Genomic DNA, 20,309 nt, shown 5'->3' on the forward strand with positions numbered 1-20,309 from the left:
TTTTGCCATTATCCTAACGGTGGATGCTTGTTATTGGTTTTATAAAATTTAGAAAGAGTTTTTACAGTATACGAATATAGGTAAATTGTAAAATAGGGATAATTAAAATTATGTTAATAGAATCTAAGGAGTTAATTTATAATGATGTATTCAATTGTTTTGTTTGTACTAGCAGGGTTAGCAGAAATCGGTGGTGGATATTTAATCTGGCTATGGTTAAGAGAAGGTCGAGCATTTTATTGGGGGATCTTTGGAGGATTAGCTTTGGTTATTTATGGTGTTATCGCTACATTTCAAGCTTTTTCGTCGTTCGGTCGAGTTTATGCAGCTTATGGAGGAGTATTTATCGTATTATCTGTTTTATGGGGTTGGGGCATCGATAAAAAAACACCTGATTTATATGATTTTATTGGTGCAGGTATATGCTTAGTTGGTGTTTCAGTCATGTTATTCGCACCACGCCAGTAAAACCTAGATTATGGTAAGGTAATAAGTATGGGCCAAACAAACTTTAAAATCCAGTAAATTATTTGATTTTTATTCGGTGTTGACAAGCTGCGCGGCATCAAACAGCATGACAGGAAAACTAATGTGATAGGCTGATTAGTTAATGTTTATACATTTCTATCTTTGTTAACAATTGAATACAGGAACAAAAGTTCGTATAATTAAATTAACATCTTTTGTTTGTCAGCATGATGATTTTATTTTTTTATAAAAGAGTATATTTATCACAACATTCTAAAAATCCGTTTATTATTGAAGATAATAGACAGAAGAAAGCTTGGGAAATTGCAGGCACTCAAATTGTACATATTAACAATTCAAGCAAGCGTAGCATTAAAATTAGAATTAATAGGGATATATTAAGTAAATTAAAAAGCTAGCTAAAGAAAAACAAATATTTATAAATGATTTAATAGAACCTGAAATTATTAAAATCCTGAAGAATAAAGTCAATACGATAATAAAAACAAAAAAAGGAACGCGTTGAATTTAGAACAACATTTAACGAGGATCTTATCAATCAAATAAAACAGTGGGCTAAAATGAACAATATGACCATTAGTGATATTGTTGAACAAAGTATGTTGAATTACTTAAAAAATCAAGTAAGAGGAGGATCCTTAAGTGGATTCTTTTTATTTTAAATAATTTTAGTTTACATAATATGAATTATATGAAGTTGTGTATCATTTCAAAAGTATACTTATAATAGTGAGACGGAATCAAAAATTTTGTTCAAAACTCAAGTTTTTAAATTATCTAAGCTGCTTTTAATAAAATTTATCTTAATTCGGTTTAAACTGACTTAGAAGATTTTATATCCGATTTATAACACTTTTATGAATTTATAAATCGCTAAATTTAAAGCTTACTATTAAAATATTACTTTTTACTTTTTATTTTTGTATTACTATTTTCATTTTTAACATTTACTATTCCTTAAATGTACAAAATTTTACTATTTCTTTTACAAAATCTCTACTTAAATTCTGCTGCAGTATTTTCATATCAAAATCGCAATATATTTATCCTTTTCTATACGATTTAATTTTGCCCCTGCACGTTTATGTTTTTTTACAGGGGCAAAATTTTTATTGTAAGCGTATTATTGTGCAACTCACTCGATATTAGAAAATCTTGCTAGATCATTTCGGTTCCCTATCGATACCAGGATATCTCCTCTATGAATCGATTCTTCTGGTGAAGGTGTTATAATGATTTCTCCATTTCGTAAAATTGCAATGACACTTATATTGAACTTGGCACGTAAATCAAGCTCCTTCAAACTTTTACCAGCCATTTTATTAGGGATCATTAATTCTTCTATATTATATTCCTTTGATAATTCAATATAATTCAGCATATTTGGGGAAAGAAGTTGGTTTGCTACGCGCTCACCCATATCCCGTTCAGGATAGATGATCCAGTTTGTGCCTATCGCCTCTAAAACTTGACCGTGTCGTTTACTTATAGCTTTAGCAATCACCTTTTTGACACCAAGATTTTTAAGAAGCATAGCTGTTAATATGCTAGCTTGAATATCATCACCAATGGCGACAATCACACAATCAAAATTAGATATGCCAACGGAATTAAGGGCTTTTTCTTCAGTAGAATCTGCAATGATACCATGTGTAATGTATTTTTCAGCATCTTCAACTCTCTCTTCATTTAGATCAATACCTAAAACTTCTTGGCCAGCTTCATATAACCTTCTAGCAATACTCGTTCCAAATCTCCCTAATCCAATTACAGCATATTGTTTTTTGGCCATATTTGTTCACTCCTATAGTAATTTCCCAAAATTATTTTTCCCATTGGTTGTTCGTAAGATTCAATTGTTTTTATAGTAATTCCTATTTTGGGTCTAACAAATGGTTGGAAATAATGAAACGTAAGTATGGTTAATATATTAGTTTTGCTATTAGTTGAATAAGTCATTCAAAGTACTGCAAAATGCAATTTTATACCATCTTCTTAGATAAATAAGTTTTTCCATGTATTATATTTATTATTCGAATTGTATTATTTAATCCAAAACCTAATCGATTGTTTCCGTATATTTCGTAGGAATTCTTTATCTTCATGTAGTCAATAAAATTAGTATATTTTAATTAATTATGTCGCTATCAATTTAGAAATTTCCTACCACCCTTTTGACACGTTTCTCCTATTGTTCGGTGTTTAATATATACATTAATATTTATCTTAAAATATTAAATTTTATATATATTCTTATATCTGACTCGTTATTTTACTCCTTAATCATTTGTCAATACTTAATAATTTAAAAAAATTCTACTTTATTCATATCGATGGAAACCTATTTGTTAGGCATTTTGTAGCTTAATTTTATCGTTTTGCACTATAATTTCTCTATTATTCTCAAATCTTTTTGAAAATATAAAATTTTTTTGAGCAAAAAGTATTGCAATTTTGTGAACGAGTAAATACAATGAAACTTGTAAAAACTATGAAAATAGAATTTTACGAACATGATGTAGTAAAAAAGGACAAAAAGGAGGATGTTTATGGCAGGAAATCAAAATCAGACACCAATTGATTATGACAAAATTGCGGAATTGCAATCGTTTAAGCAATTATCAAAGAGGAAAAATAAATTTTTATGGACTCTTACAGCTATTTTCCTAATTATTTACTTGCTATTGCCAATTTTGACATCATTCACTGAAATTTTACATCAAAAAGCCATTGGTGAAATTACTTGGGTATGGATTTACTCTGCTGGTCTATTTGTTATGACGTGGGGACTAGCACACTTGTATGTATCGAAAGCAAACTCTTACGATAAAGAAGCGAAAGCAATTATCGAGGAGTACGAAAGAGGTGTCAATAAATGAGTGCAACTGCTGTTATCATGTTCTTAGCGATTGTCGGGTTAACATTAGCTATTACTTGGTGGGCTTCAAGAAGAACGAGTACTGCTAGCGATTTCTATACTGCTGGTGGGGGCCTAAAAGGATGGCAAAACGGGTTAGCTATTTCAGGAGACTATTTATCTGCTGCCTCTTTCCTTGGTATTGCTGGATCGATTGCTTTAACAGGTTTTGATGGTTTCTTCTTCTCATTAGGTTATTTAGTAGCTTACTTAGTTGTTTTATACATCGTAGCAGAACCATTACGTAACCTTGGTAAATTTACTTTGGCAGATATGATTTCTGCTCGTTTTGATGCGAAAAAGGTTCGTGGAACTGCTGCTTTAAGTTCAATTGTTATCGTATTATTTTATATGATCGCACAACTTGTTGGTGCAGGTGCACTTATTCAATTATTATTAGGTATTGATTATTGGATGGCAGTACTACTTGTAGGATTTATGATGACAATCTACGTTCTATTTGGTGGAATGACTGCAACTTCTTGGGTACAGATTATTAAAGCATGTTTATTAATGTTAGGTACAGTTATTATTTCATTCTTAGTATTAGCAAAATTTGATTTCAACATCTTAACGATGTTCTCAGAAATGACGACGGCGACGGATGCTGGACAAGCTTATTTAAATCCAGGTTTAAAATATACTAACGGGATTGATACAATTTCCATGTTAGTCGCTTTAGTATTAGGTACAGCTGGATTACCGCATATTTTAATGCGTTTCTTCACTGTAAAAGATGCTCAAACTGCCCGTTCATCTGTTATTTGGGCTACTTGGATTGTAGGTATTTTCTATGTGTTAACAATTTTCTTAGGATTTGGTGCTGCTGCATTCGTTGGGAAAGAAACAATTGTAGAAGCAAATGCTGCTGGTAACATGGCGGCCCCACTTCTTGCTCAAGCATTAGGTGGAGATATTTTATTCTCCTTTGTATGTGCGGTTGCCTTTGCGACAATTTTAGCCGTAGTAGCGGGATTAGTATTATCAGGTGCCTCTGCCCTATCCCATGATATTTACGGTCAAATTATTAAAAAAGGTAAAGTTACGGAAAAAGAGCAAGTTATTGCTGCTCGTGTAGGATCTATTATTATTTCTGTTGTTTCTATTGTTTTAGCACTAGGAGCACAAACGTTAAACGTAGCATTCTTAGTATCTTTAGCGTTCTGTATTGCCGCATCTGCAAACTTACCAGTAATTATTTATACAATTTATTGGAAACGTTTCAATACAACTGGTGCAGTAACGGCAATGTTAACGGGTTTAATTTCAGCCTTAGTTCTAGTAGCGGTATCTCCAAACGTTTGGAGTCCTGAAGCAGGAAAAGCAATTTTCGTTGGAGATCCATTAATATTCTTAACGAACCCAGCGATTGTATCTGTTCCTCTAGGTTTCTTAGGTGGATGGATTGGAACTCTATTATCGAAAGAGACAGATGAAGCGAAATACCGTGAAGTAGAGGTAAAAGCTCAAACTGGTATTTCCGTTCATGATGTATCACACTAATAATCTAAACCTCGAGTTTTCAAGACTCGAGGTTTTTCTTTTCCTCCCCTTTCCTTTCATTGTTCTTTTAGATAAAATAATAGTTAACAAAATGAATATGAGGTGAATTAATTGGCTATATCAAAGGCAAAGAAAAAACGATTGAAAATGATGCGTCAACATGGTAAAGATGTGACGATGTTAAGAGGACAATCGTACTTTAGTACCCATGAACGAAAGACTAAAACAAAACTAGAAACGTTAGAAAAAGGATTTAAAAAACATAAAAGGCATTTCCGTGAAGAGCAAGATCAGCAAATGGAAATGTCTTTTATGTTTTTTATTTAGATCGTGCTAAGAAATTTTCCTATTTATTAATAAAAAGGATATGTGAAAGCATTGAACTTTCACATATCCTTTTGAGTGATTAATTATTTTCTTTCGTTTCATGGGGAATGACTTTTACAAGCGTTAATTCACCATCATTTGAAACGTCGATCTTCAAGGAGCCGTTTGAATAGCGATCGGCTCTTGTTAATGATTTAACTTCAATCGTTTCTTGAACATTATTGTTAGTTTCCAATAATATTGAATCGTCGTTTTTCACGACTTTAACAGTATAAATACGATGAGGATTTGCTTTTAATTCTTTTAAAACGACAACTCCCCGTTTTGCTCTTGAACTTTTCTCTACTTCTGAAACGCTCATACGTTTGACTGCTCCGCGATGTGTGACGATGATAACGTCTTGTTTATCTTCTGATTCTAATGGATTTACCGAAATAAGGATATCTTCATCTTTTAAGTTAATACCTTTTACACCACCCGTTTTGACACCGGTAACTGGGATTTCCTCAATATCAAATCGTAAGCTATAACTTAAATAACTTGTAAGTAATAGCTCAGTTTCAGTTGTCACTAGACTAGCAAAAATCATTTCATCGTTATCTTTAATGTTCATCGTTTTTATCGGTTTAGAATAACGTGTAACGGAATAATCAGCTAAAGCAGAGCGTTTAATTTGGCCTTCTTTAGTGGCAGTAAGAATAAAGGCGTTTTCTTGTTCAAACTTCTCAATACCAATTGCTTCAATAATTTCTTCGTCTTTATCAATAGGAACAATACTTGAAATATGTTGTCCTAGATCCTTCCAACGAATGTCTGGTAATTCATGAACAGGCTGATAAATGTAATTCCCTTTGTTTGTGAATAACAATAGATGATGCTGAGTATTTAAAGTTTGTTCAAACAATAAGTAGTCAGAGTCTTTCATTGCAAAATCTTGACCGTTGGAAGCGGCGTGGGAACGGGTACTTGTACGTTTCACATAACCGTCTTTCGTTACCGTAACAACTACTTCTTCACTTGGAACTAACACATCCAATGTAAGCTTAATTTCTTCGATTTCAGCTTGAATACTAGAACGACGAGGTTCCTTAAATTTTTTACGAATTTCGGTTAACTCCGATTTGATGACTTTGATTAATTGTTTATCGTTATTCAAAATATCATTCAATTCTGTAATTGATTTTTGCAGTGTTTCTTGTTCGGCACGAAGGTCTGTAATGTCAGTATTTGTTAAGCGATAAAGCTGCAAACTAACGATAGCCTCTGATTGTACTTCTGTAAATCCGAATTGTTTTTCTAAATTCGTTTTCGCATCCCGTTTATCTTTCGAAGAACGGATTGTCGCAATGACTTCATCCAAAATAGAAATCGCTTTAATTAAACCTTCAACAATATGTAAACGATCTTTTGCTTTTTGAAGGTCGAATTTGGAACGCTTGATCACTACATCCTTTTGGTGCGCGATATAAGAATCTAACATTAAAGGTAAAGTCATCATCGTTGGACGACGATTATGAATTGCAATCATATTAAAATTATAATTTATTTGCAGTTCAGTCGATTTATATAAATAGTTTAATATACCTTGACCTTGTACATCCTTTTTCAGTTCAATGACAATACGAAGTCCAGTACGATCAGACTCATCTCGAATATCTGCAATACCTTCTAAACGTTTATCGATTCGCTGCTCATCTATTTTTTTCACTAAATTCGCTTTATTTACTTCATAAGGCAGTTCTGTAATGACGATTTGTTCTTTACCGCCTTTAATAGGCTCAACAGTTGCTTTAGCACGAACAATAATTTTGCCCTTTCCTGTTTCATAGGCCTTTTTAATACCTTCAACCCCTTGGATGATACCTCCTGTAGGGAAATCAGGACCTTTAATAACAGTCATTAGATCATCTACAGTACAGTTAGGCTTATCAAGTCGCATCAAAACAGCATCTAAGGATTCTGTTAAGTTATGGGGCGGGATATCCGTTGCATAACCGGCGGAAATCCCAGTTGAGCCGTTTACAAGAAGGTTTGGAAATCTTGCAGGTAAAACGGTCGGTTCCATATCTTGATCATCAAAATTTGGAATAAATTCAACCGTTTGTTTATTAATATCTCGAAGCATTTCTGCAGCTATTGCTGATAAACGAGCTTCAGTATAACGCATGGCAGCAGGTGGGTCACCATCAACGGAACCGTTATTCCCATGCATTTCAATTAACATATGGCGCATTTTCCAATCTTGACTTAAACGCACCATGGCATCATATACGGAAGAATCACCGTGGGGATGGAAATTACCAATAACATGACCGACCGTTTTTGCTGATTTTCTAAACGGTTTATCATTCGTATTTCCTTCATTAAACATCGCAAATAAAATACGGCGCTGTACCGGTTTCAGTCCGTCCCGAGCATCAGGTAATGCGCGGTCTTGGATAATATATTTACTATAACGACCGAACCGATCGCCCATCACTTCCTCTAGCGGTAATTCTTGAAATCGTTCGGTTGCCGTCATACTTCTAGTTCCTCCTCATGTTGGATGAATTCACTATCTAAAATATTCAAATCATCCTCCATACCAAAATCTACATTTGTTTCAATCCACTTACGACGTGGTTCAACTTTATCTCCCATTAATGTAGTCACACGACGTTCAGCCCTTGCTGCATCGTCAATTGTTACTCGGATTAATGTTCTTGTTTCAGGGTTCATTGTTGTATCCCATAATTGGTCTGCATTCATTTCCCCTAGTCCTTTATATCGTTGTAGCATGTACCCTTTTCCTACTTTATCAATGGCAGATTGTAACTCTTTTTCTGTCCATGCATATTCAATGACTTCTTTTTTGCCAGTTCCTTTTGATACTTTATAAAGTGGTGGTAAAGCAATATACACTTTTCCAGCATCGATTAACGGTCTCATATATTTATAAAAGAAAGTTAAAAGCAGTACTTGGATATGTGCTCCATCCGTATCGGCATCGGTCATAATAATAATTTTGTCGTAAGCAGCATCTTCTACATTAAAATCTGCCCCAACACCAGCGCCTATTGTATGGATTATTGTTGAAATTTCTTCGTTTTTCATAATATCGGATAGTTTTGCTTTTTCAGTGTTAATAACTTTTCCTCGTAAAGGTAATATCGCTTGAAATGAGCGGTCACGTCCTTGTTTCGCAGAACCTCCTGCAGAGTCACCTTCCACAAGGTATAATTCATTTCTTTTAGCATTACGTGATTGGGCAGGTGTTAACTTTCCAGATAAGATTGTACTGGACTTTTTCTTTTTACCTGTACGTGCATCTTCTCTAGCTTTACGAGCAGCTTCACGTGCTTGTTGAGCGCGGATAGCTTTACGAACAAGGGAAGCGGATAATTCTGCATTTTCTTCTAACACGTAGAGCATTTTTTCAGATACAACACTTTCAACAGCGGAACGTGCTTCCATCGTACCGAGTTTACTTTTCGTTTGACCTTCAAATTGTAATAGATGCTCTGGGATACGAACTGAAACAACCGCAGAAAGACCTTCTCGGATATCCGTACCTTCAAGATTTTTTTCCTTTTCCTTTAGTAATCCTACTTTTCGTGCGTATTCATTAAATACACGTGTCATTGCAGATTTTGCCCCTGTTTCATGGGTACCGCCATCACGAGTTCGCACGTTGTTTACAAAGGATAAAATCGTTTCTGTATAGCCATCATTGAACTGAAACGCAAATTCGACTTCTATATCATCCTGTGTACCTTCTACGTATTTAACAGGATGTAACACATCCTTTTCTTCATTTAAATAAGAAACAAAGGCTTCAATCCCGTTTTCGTAAAAATAAACGTCCGATTTCCCTTCACCACGTTCGTCAATCAATTCAATTTTTAATCCTTTTAATAAAAAGGCTGACTCACGTAGACGTTCTGCTAACGTATCGTAATTATATTTCGTAACAGAGAAAATCTCTTTATCCGGTAAGAAATGAACATTCGTTCCTGTTTCTTTTGTCTTCCCAATTACTTCAAGGGTTGTAACCGGTTTCCCTCCATTTTCGAATCGTTGACGATAAATTTGACCATCACGGTAGATTGTTACTTCTAAATAGGCAGATAGAGCATTTACAACGGAAGAACCTACTCCGTGTAAACCACCACTTGTTTTGTAACCACCTTGTCCAAACTTACCTCCAGCGTGTAGTATCGTAAAAATAACTTCAGGCGTAGGTTTGCCCATCTTGTGCATACCTGTAGGCATTCCTCGACCGAAATCTCGAACACTTATAGATCCATCTTCATGGATTTTTACGATGATATGTGATCCAAATCCAGCGAGTGCTTCATCCACTGCGTTATCGACTATTTCATATACTAAGTGATGAAGGCCTCGACCATCTGTGGATCCAATATACATCCCTGGTCTTTTACGAACCGCTTCTAATCCTTCTAATACTTGAATGGCATCGTCATCATATGCGATCCCTGGCTGATTTATTGCCAAATCAAATCCCCTCCAAAATACAAACATCCGTTCTCTATCTTTTTTCAATCGTACTGACAAAAGCAAATTATGTCAAATGTCATAAGCTTATTTATTGTATCAAACTACTATCAATCTATACAAACAAACTTCAATTGAAATTATTTTAACGATATTTTGACAAATGAGTAAAGAAAAATCTATAGAGTAAAACTATTCATGATAAATTTTCTTTTTCCTTCTTATAAATCCATTTTCTTTCAAAATATTTTGTTATGATTAAGTATAATCCCTTTTATATAACTTGGAAATATATCTTCCGCATATAATAAAAAAGGTGTAATATTATGATTACAACTATTAGTACCAACTATTAATTTTGAAAGGAACAAGCTATGATTAATGCAATTATTTTAATTTGTGCTTATGTAATCGGGTCAATTCCTTCTGGCCTATGGATTGGCAAAATTTTTTATAAAACAGATATAAGAGAACATGGTAGTGGAAATTTAGGAGCAACCAACTCTTTTCGAGTATTAGGTAAGAAAGCAGGAACCGTTGTAACAATCCTTGATATATTAAAAGGTACTGCGGCAACATTACTTCCACTTATCCCTTACTTTAATGATTCGACGATTCATCCTTTAATTTTAGGAGCTATTGCAGTTGTAGGACATATGTTCCCACTCTTTGCAGGATTCCGTGGAGGAAAAGCGGTTGCAACATCTGGTGGTGTTTTATTAGGCTATGCTTGGCCGTTGTTTATCATTTTAGTGTTAGGTTTTTTAATTGCATTAAAAATTACAAAGATTGTTAGCCTCTCTTCAATGCTCGTATCAATCATTGCGCTTATTTATAGCATTATTTATGTGATTGTTACAGGAGATGTATCCTTACTGATTTTAGTCATCATTTTAACAGCATTTATTTTCTACCGTCATCGTGCCAATATTAAACGGATTAAAGAAGGTACTGAGCCAAAAGTAAAATGGATTTAATTAGCTTTTTACCTTATCTGAAAGGATAAAGAAGATGAATATTAAAATTTCTGAAGATGCATTACAGTGGTTTCAAGAAGAAATGGAAGCAAAAGAGGGGGACTATATTCGTTTTTATTCAAGATATGGAGGTTCTTCCCCATTCCACGAAGGTTTTTCCATTGGAATGAATCGTGAGGAGCCTCATGATATTGGAGCAGAAGTGATTGTACAAGGCATTCATTTCTATATCGAAAAGGATGATCTATGGTTCTTTAATGAACATGACCTATTTGTTGAAGTCAATAAAGAATTGGAAGAATTACAATATAGTTATTTGAAGTGAAAATTGCCATTCGATTATAAGTACACAAATTTTGGACCATGGGTAAAAAATCACTCATGGTCTTTTATTGCCCTTCAGAAACTTCTAGTTGTTCTACTTTGTAGATAGGAGGGTTCGATTCTAAAATTTCACTATACCAAATTTTTACTTTTTGGCTGGACTGAACCTGTTTAACAATCGATTTATTTTTAAAACTTAAAAATAATACTTCATCATATTTATTTAATAATTCATTTAAAGATAATTCTTTATCTTCGTATTGAAAATTTGAATCTTGAATTAATAAGTTTTTTCCTGAATTTTTTTCAAATAGAATGATTCCTTCTTCACTAGTACTATTTAGTACAATCTCTTCACTATTAATCCCCGATTCCGGACTACGGGAATTGTCACAGCTAATTAATAGAAATCAAACAAAAAACGACAAAAAAATCATACGAAATTTGATTTCCATAAGCCCACCTTCCTTCGAAACTTTCTAAATCGATTTGTTCACGGAAAAAGTAATTTAGTTTTAAGATTTTACTGACTATTTCCCTTCCATTTTATCATCTTTTCTAAAAGATACGTTAGAGTCCTCAAAAAAATAAACCCTTACGGATTGTTCGTAAGGGTTAAAAAATATTATTCATGCAACATGTTTCTTGCTTCTTGTATGTCTTTAACGGGTTTATGACAAGAATAGTTTTCACAAATATAGATCCAAGCCTTGTCCTCTCCCCTTTTATAATTGTTAATAAAGGGAGCAATCGACGCCAATTCATCGGTTTTCTTATTTACTAAATAAGTAATTTCCGGATAAAACTCCTGCAATAATTCGTCGACAAATAGTAGTTGATCATCGGATATCTCCCCTAAAATAACGATTTCCTTCCTTTTCATTAGCGTTGTTAAAAAAGCCATTAACATATAGGTATGACCCATCGGATAATTCTGAATCGAATAAGAAAAGGCAGAAAATATTTTATTTACTCTGTCTTCCAAATGGGCATTTCCTGTAAACCGCGCAAGTTTTAACATTTGCAAAGCAGCTACACTGTTTCCGGAAGGTAATGCCGAGTCATATACTTCTTTTTGACGAATTAATAAATCTTCTGCATCCTTTCCATAAAAGAAAAAGCCGCCCTTTTCATCATCCCAAAATAGTTCAATCATTTGATTAGTTACCCTTTGAGCTTTCAATAAATAATTTACATCGAATGTTGCCTCGTAAAGTTCAATATAAGCCCACAATAAATAAGCATAGTCATCAATAACACCAAGTTCTTTCACTTCTCCATCCCGGTACCGAATCATTAATCGGCCAGAAAGGAATAAATTTGATTCAATAAAATCAATAGCTTTTATAGCTTTCGTTAAATATTCCTTTTCTTGAAAAACACGAGAAGCCTTCGCTAATGCAGCGATCATTAGCCCGTTCCAAGAAGTAATGATTTTATCATCCTTATGTGGAGGAATTCGTTTTTTTCGATGTTCAAATAGGATTGTCCGCGCTTTTTCTAAACGTGCTAACAATTCTTCTATATTCATACCATTTTGTTCAGCTAACTGGGGTAAAGACACTTCAATTAAATTTGGAATGTTTTTACCTTCAAAGTTGCCATCTTCGGTAATACCATAGGCTGCACAATATAATGTACCAAGCTGACCCCCTAATAGAGTTAAGATTTCTTCATAACTCCACACATAATATTTACCTTCTTCTCCTTCTGAATCTGCATCTTCAGCAGAATAAAAGCCACCTTCTGGAGAGGTTAAATCCCTTAGCACATATCGAATCGTATCTTTCGCAACTTTTTTAGCGTCCTCCGATTTAGTCACTTGATAACATTCAGTATAAGCGATTGTTAGCAGGGCATTATCATATAACATTTTCTCAAAATGGGGGACTAAAAATTCTTCGTCGGTAGAATATCTTGCGAAACCAAAACCGATATGGTCATAGATACCCCCTCGTTCTAACCCATCTAATGTTTTCACAACCATGTTCAATGCTCTTTCATCTTTTGTATAGTAATAATAACGAAGTAAAAACATATGTTGATGGGGTGTTGGAAACTTCGGAGCAGTTCCGAAGCCTCCGAACGTTTCATCAAAAGTACTTAAAAATGAACGAAAACCATTCTCCACTGCTATTTCGGAAACTGTTTCATCGGTATTTAGTTGAATGGTCTGTTGAAGAGCTGTTTGCACCTGTTTGGTGACATCTTGAATTTGTTTCTTATCCTTTTTATAAATAGTATATAACTTGGTTATTATCTCCTTAATACCAGGCATTCTCGGTCTACTTTTTTTTGGGAAATAAGTACCTGCATAAAATGGAACTTTGTCAGGAGTTAAAAATAAATTTAGTGGCCAACCTCCATGACCGTTCATTAACTGACAAACCGTCATATAAACAGAATCAATATCCGGTCGCTCTTCACGATCAACTTTAATCGCAATAAAGCGTTCGTTGATTAACTCTGCCACTTCCATGTCTTCAAAACTTTCTTTCTCCATAACGTGACACCAATGACAAGTACTATAGCCAATACTTAAAAAGATAGGTTTATCCTCACGTTTTGCTTTTTCAAATGCTTCCTCACCCCATGGAAACCAGTCTACAGGGTTATATGCATGTTGAAGCAAATAAGGTGATTTTTCATGAATTAATCGATTTGCTTTCTTATTTGTTGGCATCGGATCACCTCTTTATAAGTTTTACTATTACTTTACCCATAAAATATAAAAGCAAAGCATGGCTGAAAAAATTGGATTTGAATACTAATAAGTGAGCTGAAAAATGATCTGTTACATGGCCAGCTAATTATCAAGAGTAGCTAGTTTTGGCTTTCTCATTTTCATTAAACAAAGGAAAAACAGATTTGGAGATGGAATTAGAAGTGGATAAATGAATTTAGGAAATCGTTCAAAGCAAATGGCTTAAAGTGAAGTGTTGAAGGAACTTAATTAACACTTAAAATTTTTTCGAATTAGATAAATAGGAAACTGATGTTGTATGGAGACATTGATAAAAGTGATATTAAAAAGAGTTGAATCAATGCTCAACTCTTTTCTTTTTCTAAAGACTTTAATTGTTCTGCTAATACCTTTTGCATAAGGATGGCATTGGCAATTGCTTTATTATCTTTTTGAATATCCCCTGGTTTACTTGCTTTACCAATTACATAACCTTCGAAGGCCGTGCCAAAGAAGTCAAAAATGTATTGAAATTGTTGAAGTAAAGGAAGTGCTTTAATGGAAGGATTATCTCCTCCAACTGCAATAACATACGCTTTCTTTTTCGATAAGCCTTCTCTAAAATCGGGTAAATGTTTATCCCGTAATGATTGAGACCAACGATCAATAAATAACTTCATCGTTCCACTCATACTGTACCAATAAATTGGGGTAGCGAATATAAGAATTTCATGCTTTAAAACCTGTTCAATGACGACTTGATAATCATCCAACACTGGTTGAAATCCCGCTTCTGTATGTCGTTCATCTTTAATTGGTAGGATGTTATAATCCCTCAAATAAATTTTCTCAACAGGAAGGCCACTGATCACATACTCCGTTAACCATTCTGTATTTCCCTTTTCCCTAGTACTTCCGTATATAACCGCAATAGACATACATTCACTCTCTCCTTTAGTAGAATCATATTCCCATAAACTGAACGAAAGAACTTCAAATTTCGAATCTTTATAGAACGGAATAGTTTGAAAAGACAATTCGAATTCTGTTTAAAAAATAGTAACATGTCAATCATGAAAATGAACTAAAGTTTTCGAAAAATAATTAAGTTGGGGGTCAAGGTATGAATTTTGAACATATAACTGTAGCAGGAAGTGGCGTTTTAGGAAGTCAAATTGCCTTTCAGACAGCTTTTAAAGGATTTCAAGTTGCCGTATACGATATAAATGAAGAAGCGATTGATCGGGCGAAAAATCGTATGATGAACTTAAAAGTGCGCTATCAAGAAGATTTAAAGGCAACAGAAGAAGAAGTAAACTTGGCTTACAACCGTATGTCCTTCCATACGGATTTAGCAGAAGCAGTAAAGGATGCTGATCTTGTCATTGAAGCTGTACCTGAAATTGTCGATGTGAAAATGAAATTTTATGAACAATTGAGTCAAGTAGCACCGGACAAAACTATTTTCGCAACCAATTCATCGACCATGTTGCCAAGTCAATTCGCAGAAGCTACGGGCAGACCTCACAAATTTTTAGCCCTTCACTTTGCAAATGAAATTTGGTTAAACAACACTGCAGAAATAATGAAACATCCGAATACGGAAAAATCGGTGTTTGAACTTGTTATTGACTTCGCAAAGGCAATTGGCATGGTGGCACTCCCATTACAACGAGAGCAGCCAGGTTATATTTTGAATTCATTATTAGTACCTTTTTTAGAGGCAGCCCAAATGTTATTAGTAAAGAAAATTGCTGATGTTGAAACGATAGATAAAACTTGGATGATTGCTACGGGCGCCCCTAAAGGTCCCTTTGCTATTTTAGATATAGTAGGCATTAATACAGCATATAATATTGCTAATGCTAAAGGTGAGGCTGGAAATGAAGAATTTAAAAAGCTGGCAAATTATTTGAAATCTGAGTATATCGAAAAAGGAAAACTCGGAGCTGAAACAAAACAAGGTTTTTACTCATATCCTGATCCAAGTTACTTGCAACCTGGTTTTCTAGAAAGTTAAATAGTAAGGGCGACACATGTAGAATGAGTGTCGCCCTTATTTTAGTAAAGCATCGGTAATAATCTGCTATCTATTAAATTCGTATTTATTGCTAATTCTTCTGTATCCCTACCATATTGCCAAGCCCAAACATTAGCATCACAATTTGGTGTTGTTGGCTCAAATTTCGGAGCATCTTTTTCATTTGTTACACCAATATGTGGCTCTGAACTCCATAATACTGCTTGATTAGCAACGCGAGGGTCTTGATCAACAGCTTCACAATATGCCTCTTCAAATTTTCCTTCTGTAGGGTTGTAATAAAAACCTGGTTTATAATCCGTATTATATAAATAGTCGATATATCCTTTAATCCAACGACTATCTACTTCAACATTTTCCATACTAGCAAATATCATCGTTCCTTTTTTAAGTCCTAACCGTTTCGCTTGGTATGCAACGTTCATCCCTACAACTTTCGCATGACTTTCCCCAACTGCCTGACGGAAATCGTTATATATCGGAAGCAATTTTGTACCATTATTGTGAAGGAGTTCAATTTCTTCCTCAGTTAAACCTTCTACTGAACCCTCTACCCTCGTTAAGTATCTTCCCCAGAATTCCGGTTTTCCAAATGTTGATAGAACGGAATTATATAACTCATTCGTAACTGGTTGAGAAGAGTCTACACCCCAATGATAATTAACCATTTGCGTACCTCTTTTCTAATAATTTTCCATAAAACTTACCTTCCCTACAAAACAATGCCGAGATTTCTTCTGTTTTTTTATTTAGAACATATAATAGAACATAATTTACTAGACATTTGACCAGTAATTTTATCTCCATCTAATTATATGAAACAGGTAAGGAGTGTGTGATAAATGACTAGGGAATGGACAAAATCAAATATTCGTGACTTATCAGGAAAAGTAGCAATTGTCACTGGAGCTAACAGTGGGATTGGTTATGAAACGTGTTTAGCTTTGGCTGAAAATTATGCCACGGTAGTTCTCGCTGTTCGTAACGTAAACAAAGGCTTTGAGGCGGTCGATAAAATTAAAAGAGAATTCCCTAATGCTGATGTACATGTTTTACAACTCGATTTAAATGATTTAGCTAGTATACGAGAATTTTCACAACAATTTAAACAAAAATTTCGTTCTTTATCTATGTTAATTAATAATGCAGGAATTATGGTTCCTCCTTATCGTGTGACGAAGGATGGATTCGAATCCCAATTTGGGGTAAATTACCTCGGTCATTTTGCCTTAACAGGGTTGCTATTAGATCGAATCATCGCTACTCCGGATTCGAGGGTCATTTCATTAGGTAGTTTAGCAGCCCATAAACAAAAACCAGAGTTTAAAGAGTTTACCGGAACGAAAACGAAATATAAAAAATTTAAAAGTTATGGACAAAGTAAACTTGCTTGTATGTTTTTTGCAAAAGAACTTCAATATCGTTTCCGATCCCGAAATATAGACTCAAAAAGTATAGCTTGTCATCCAGGTATTGCCCAAACGTATTTATTTGGTAAAGGATCACGTAAATTAACGAGAAGATTAACACGAGCTTCTTTGAAATTAATTGGACAGAGCGCGGAAGCTGGGGCTTACCCTATTTTATATGCAGCTACTGAACCTTCTGTAAGGGGCGGAGAATATATTGGACCAGATGGTAAAAAAGGAATAAAAGGTTATCCGACGGAACTAAATATATTAGATGAGTTATTTGATGAAAATGTATCATCAAATTTATGGTTACTTTCTGAAAGTTTAACAGGAGTGAAATATTTATTTTAAACATAAAAAATCTCCTCTGCCGCGAAACACAGAGGAGATTTTACCTGTTATAGAGGAAGTTTAAATACAATTCGACCAGCAACAACCGTTTGGACTGCTTTTGCTTTTAACATCTCTTCCGAAGTTCCTTTCAATAAATCCCGGTCAAATATAGAAAAGTCTGCATCAAATCCTGCTTTAATTAACCCGCGCACTTCTTCTTTACCGATTGCTTGTGCGCTGCCAACTGTATAAGCCCGTATTGCTTCAAATCGTGTTAATTTTTCATGAGGAAGGTATCCATCATGGTCATCAGTTGGTTTTTTTCGTTCGACCGCAGCATAAATTGTAGCGATTGGATCGATATCTTCAACCGGTGCATCTGTCCCTGCTGCACACATTAAACCTCGGTTCATTAATGTCTTCCATGCGTAAGCATATTTTAATCTTTCTCCACCGAGTCGGTCGATTGCCCATGGGAAATCAGAAGGTACAAATGCGGGCTGTAAATCTAAAATTACAGGCAATTTGGTCATACGATGAATTAATTGTTCGTTTAAAATACAACAATGAATTAATCGGTCCCGTTTTCCTTTTGGAGCAGGGTATTTTTCGATTACATTCAATACCTGTTGAGCAGCAGCATCTCCTATAATATGAACCGCAATGGCTTCATTATATTTTCGTGCAAGTTTCACTAAACTTTCTAATTGGTCATCGGTATGAATAAATAGTCCTTTATTATTCGGATTATCTGCATAAGGTTCGATTAATGCAGCTGTTGAACCACCTAACGCTCCGTCTACAAAAATTTTCATTGCCCCGGGTTCAATAAATGGATCATCAAATTGTACATTTGACTCCATCATTTCTTCAAAAACCGCATGATGTCGTAATAGGTTTACACGAAAATGATGTTTCTCACCCACTACTTTTTCATAAGCAGTTAAAGGGTTCGTAAATTTTCCAAAGTAGCTCATATCTTCACTATGACCACCCGTTAACCCTTTCGATAACATATCATCAATGGATAAATTTAACGCATCGACTAAATATTGAATATAGCTATCTCCTTCTTTTGGAATAGCATTTGAAACAAGGTTCGTTGCTTGATCATAAAGGAGGCCGTTCAAATTGCCATTTTCATCTCGACCAATTTCACCACCAGATGGGGAAGGTGTTGTTTGATCGATTCCTCCAGCTCTAAGTGCGGCAGTATTTCCTAATGCTACATGGTGGCATACACGGGTTAAAAGAATCGGTTCTTTTCGAATTTCATCTAATTCTTCTATCGTAGGAATTCGCTTATCTACGAAATTATTTTCATTCCAACCTTCCCCAAATAACCATTTGTCAGGAGGGGTAGTTTGTGCAGCCGCTTTCACTAATTCCAGCATTTCCTCTGCAGATGTTGCCTTTGACAAATCTAAACGAAGGAGCTTTTCTCCTTGAAATAAAATATGTAAGTGACTATCGACAAATCCCGGATACATAGCAGCACCTTGCAAATCAATCTGTTCGTCTGCCTGATTTTTTAGTTCATCCATTGTTCCAACGGCAACGATTTTGTCATCTTCTACAAGTACTGCTTCAACGGTTTCCCCTTCTCTTTCCATCGTATAGATAGTACCACCATACCAAAGCTTTTTCATTTTTATCACGACCTCCTATTCTAACCATTTATTGTTTTTTCCTTTTCTTTCTAATTTTATTATGCAATTGAATGTGGGAATGCTCAAGTTAATTTCGATTTTATTCTGTTTGATTTCAATAAAAAAACACCTTCAAAAATATGAAGATGTTACTTATGAGAGGGATTATTTAAATTTTTGTCAAAATGATACCTAACACAGCTGATAATACGCCGATTACTTGGTAGGAGCGCAATCGTTCCTTAAAGAGCCAACAATCTCCTAATACTACGACTAAACAACTTAAACTAACAATCGGAAAAACAATACTTGCCGTTCCAGTATTTAATGCAAAAAAATAACAACTATAACCGAATATACTAAGTAAGCCGACTATTGTTCCGAATTTAAATTCTGCTTTTTGCCAATTTTCCTTCGCGAATAAGCTATTGATGCACAAATAGAGGGCGCCTCCGCCATACATGCAAATTAACGTATTTAATGAATCGATATGTAAATAAGAAGAGGTTCTCATTAAAATTCCTAAAATTCCAAATGAGAAAATGGCTAATAAAATTCGAGATAACCACGGCATGTACTGTATACTATTGTTTCCATTCGATTGGGGCGAATATTGGATTAATACTGCGGATCCAAGCATGATGATAATGCCAACCCATTGTAAAATCGTAATATGTTCGTTAAAAATGATGGCCGCGCTTAATATTGGGATAATCGTATTAACACTAACTAAAGGAGAAGTAAGACTTGCAGGTCCCTTTTCGAATGCTTTCGACATTTGAATATTACCATTTGCATTTAAAATTCCAATGATTACTCCTAATACAACTGTAATTATATTCATTTGATGGATTCCGGTAATGAACGCATAGGAAGCGGTTATGATAAAAGCTATTAAATAAAAAATAAATTGAATATGTACTTTAGATAAGCCGTTCGTCGTACTCCATTTAAAAATCATGTTATTCGTACCAAAACAGATCATCGTAATAAATGCTGCAACAATCCACATGTTAATCCTTCTCTCTATTTATTTGAATTCATTCTATTACGAAAAACTACTATTTTACAATAGGATTTTCGTTTTAATATAAAAATAATAATGAATAATTAAAAAACTGTGGGTTCTTCCATGACATCGATGGAAGCCCACAGTTATA

The 20,309-nt window shown here is 34.5% G+C and carries 17 protein-coding genes; 8 read left to right on the forward strand and 9 right to left on the reverse strand.

Annotated features, from left to right (window positions below; all coding sequences use genetic code 11):
• Window positions 1-141: 141 nt before the first annotated feature.
• On the forward strand, window positions 142-468 hold the full coding sequence (locus MHH69_RS08330; RefSeq protein WP_122971198.1) for a YnfA family protein: 327 nt from the start codon (window positions 142-144) through the stop codon (window positions 466-468).
• Between the two features lie 1,156 nt (window positions 469-1,624).
• On the opposite strand, the gene MHH69_RS08335 is transcribed toward MHH69_RS08330, so the two are convergent.
• Complete coding sequence (locus MHH69_RS08335) at window positions 1,625-2,281, reverse strand: potassium channel family protein (protein ID WP_341362102.1); 657 nt, start codon at window positions 2,279-2,281, stop codon at window positions 1,625-1,627.
• A 757-nt stretch (window positions 2,282-3,038) separates the two neighbouring features.
• Between MHH69_RS08335 and MHH69_RS08340 the strand changes: the two genes are divergently transcribed.
• The 3 genes from MHH69_RS08340 to MHH69_RS08350 all read left to right on the forward strand — a co-directional run bounded on the left by MHH69_RS08340 (window position 3,039) and on the right by MHH69_RS08350 (window position 5,236).
• Window positions 3,039-3,368: a DUF485 domain-containing protein gene (locus tag MHH69_RS08340; RefSeq protein WP_341362103.1), complete on the forward strand. Its 330-nt coding sequence runs from the start codon at window positions 3,039-3,041 to the stop codon at window positions 3,366-3,368.
• On the forward strand, window positions 3,365-4,909 hold the full coding sequence (locus MHH69_RS08345) for a solute symporter family protein (RefSeq protein ID WP_122971195.1): 1,545 nt from the start codon (window positions 3,365-3,367) through the stop codon (window positions 4,907-4,909). Before MHH69_RS08340 ends, MHH69_RS08345 begins: the two co-directional genes overlap by 4 nt.
• A 111-nt stretch (window positions 4,910-5,020) precedes the next feature.
• Entirely contained in the window at window positions 5,021-5,236 is a 216-nt protein-coding gene (locus MHH69_RS08350) for a hypothetical protein (RefSeq protein WP_341362104.1), read from the forward strand.
• A 79-nt stretch (window positions 5,237-5,315) separates the two neighbouring features.
• Here the strand turns inward: MHH69_RS08350 and parC are convergent, their stop codons facing one another.
• Together parC and parE are read right to left on the reverse strand one after the other, a co-directional pair.
• Window positions 5,316-7,757 (reverse strand): DNA topoisomerase IV subunit A, encoded by a 2,442-nt coding sequence (gene parC / locus MHH69_RS08355; RefSeq protein ID WP_122971193.1) that lies wholly within the window; start codon window positions 7,755-7,757, stop codon window positions 5,316-5,318.
• Complete coding sequence (gene parE, locus MHH69_RS08360; RefSeq protein ID WP_122971192.1) at window positions 7,754-9,730, reverse strand: DNA topoisomerase IV subunit B; 1,977 nt, start codon at window positions 9,728-9,730, stop codon at window positions 7,754-7,756. The genes parC and parE overlap by 4 nt, the downstream gene beginning before the upstream one ends.
• Window positions 9,731-10,104: 374 nt before the next feature.
• Here parE and plsY point away from each other — a divergent pair, with 374 nt between their 5' ends.
• Both plsY and MHH69_RS08370 read left to right on the forward strand, forming a co-directional pair.
• Window positions 10,105-10,707 carry a glycerol-3-phosphate 1-O-acyltransferase PlsY gene (plsY, locus tag MHH69_RS08365; RefSeq protein WP_122971191.1) on the forward strand — a complete coding sequence of 201 codons (603 nt, stop codon included), beginning with the start codon at window positions 10,105-10,107 and terminating at the stop codon, window positions 10,705-10,707.
• 34 nt (window positions 10,708-10,741) lie between these two features.
• Window positions 10,742-11,032 (forward strand): HesB/YadR/YfhF family protein, encoded by a 291-nt coding sequence (locus tag MHH69_RS08370; protein ID WP_341362105.1) that lies wholly within the window; start codon window positions 10,742-10,744, stop codon window positions 11,030-11,032.
• Between the two features lie 64 nt (window positions 11,033-11,096).
• Here the strand turns inward: MHH69_RS08370 and MHH69_RS19325 are convergent, their stop codons facing one another.
• The 3 genes from MHH69_RS19325 to MHH69_RS08380 all read right to left on the reverse strand — a co-directional run bounded on the left by MHH69_RS19325 (window position 11,097) and on the right by MHH69_RS08380 (window position 14,652).
• The gene (locus tag MHH69_RS19325; RefSeq protein WP_406927466.1) at window positions 11,097-11,432 is read right to left on the reverse strand and encodes a DUF3221 domain-containing protein; all 336 of its coding nucleotides are present in this window, start codon (window positions 11,430-11,432) and stop codon (window positions 11,097-11,099) included.
• 224 nt (window positions 11,433-11,656) lie between these two features.
• Entirely contained in the window at window positions 11,657-13,714 is a 2,058-nt protein-coding gene (locus tag MHH69_RS08375) for a thioredoxin domain-containing protein (protein WP_122971189.1), read from the reverse strand.
• Window positions 13,715-14,079: 365 nt separating this feature from the next.
• Window positions 14,080-14,652, reverse strand: a complete 573-nt coding sequence (locus tag MHH69_RS08380) for a flavodoxin family protein (RefSeq protein ID WP_122971188.1) — start codon at window positions 14,650-14,652, stop codon at window positions 14,080-14,082.
• 185 nt (window positions 14,653-14,837) lie between these two features.
• Here MHH69_RS08380 and MHH69_RS08385 point away from each other — a divergent pair, with 185 nt between their 5' ends.
• Complete coding sequence (locus MHH69_RS08385; RefSeq protein WP_122971187.1) at window positions 14,838-15,734, forward strand: 3-hydroxyacyl-CoA dehydrogenase; 897 nt, start codon at window positions 14,838-14,840, stop codon at window positions 15,732-15,734.
• 41 nt (window positions 15,735-15,775) lie between these two features.
• On the opposite strand, the gene MHH69_RS08390 is transcribed toward MHH69_RS08385, so the two are convergent.
• A complete protein-coding gene (locus MHH69_RS08390) occupies window positions 15,776-16,423 on the reverse strand; it encodes a glycoside hydrolase domain-containing protein (protein ID WP_122971186.1) in 648 nt (215 codons plus the stop codon).
• Between the two features lie 174 nt (window positions 16,424-16,597).
• Here MHH69_RS08390 and MHH69_RS08395 point away from each other — a divergent pair, with 174 nt between their 5' ends.
• Entirely contained in the window at window positions 16,598-17,518 is a 921-nt protein-coding gene (locus MHH69_RS08395) for an oxidoreductase (protein ID WP_122971185.1), read from the forward strand.
• A 47-nt stretch (window positions 17,519-17,565) separates the two neighbouring features.
• Here the strand turns inward: MHH69_RS08395 and MHH69_RS08400 are convergent, their stop codons facing one another.
• Both MHH69_RS08400 and MHH69_RS08405 read right to left on the reverse strand, forming a co-directional pair.
• Window positions 17,566-19,149, reverse strand: coding sequence for an amidohydrolase (locus MHH69_RS08400; protein ID WP_122971184.1), 1,584 nt, complete (start codon window positions 19,147-19,149; stop codon window positions 17,566-17,568).
• Window positions 19,150-19,318: 169 nt separating this feature from the next.
• Window positions 19,319-20,161 (reverse strand): DMT family transporter, encoded by an 843-nt coding sequence (locus tag MHH69_RS08405; protein WP_341362106.1) that lies wholly within the window; start codon window positions 20,159-20,161, stop codon window positions 19,319-19,321.
• Window positions 20,162-20,309 lie beyond the last annotated feature (148 nt).

Source organism: Ureibacillus sp. FSL E2-3493 (assembly GCF_038077515.1).
Classification (GTDB): Bacteria; Bacillota; Bacilli; order Bacillales_A; family Planococcaceae; genus Ureibacillus; species Ureibacillus halotolerans.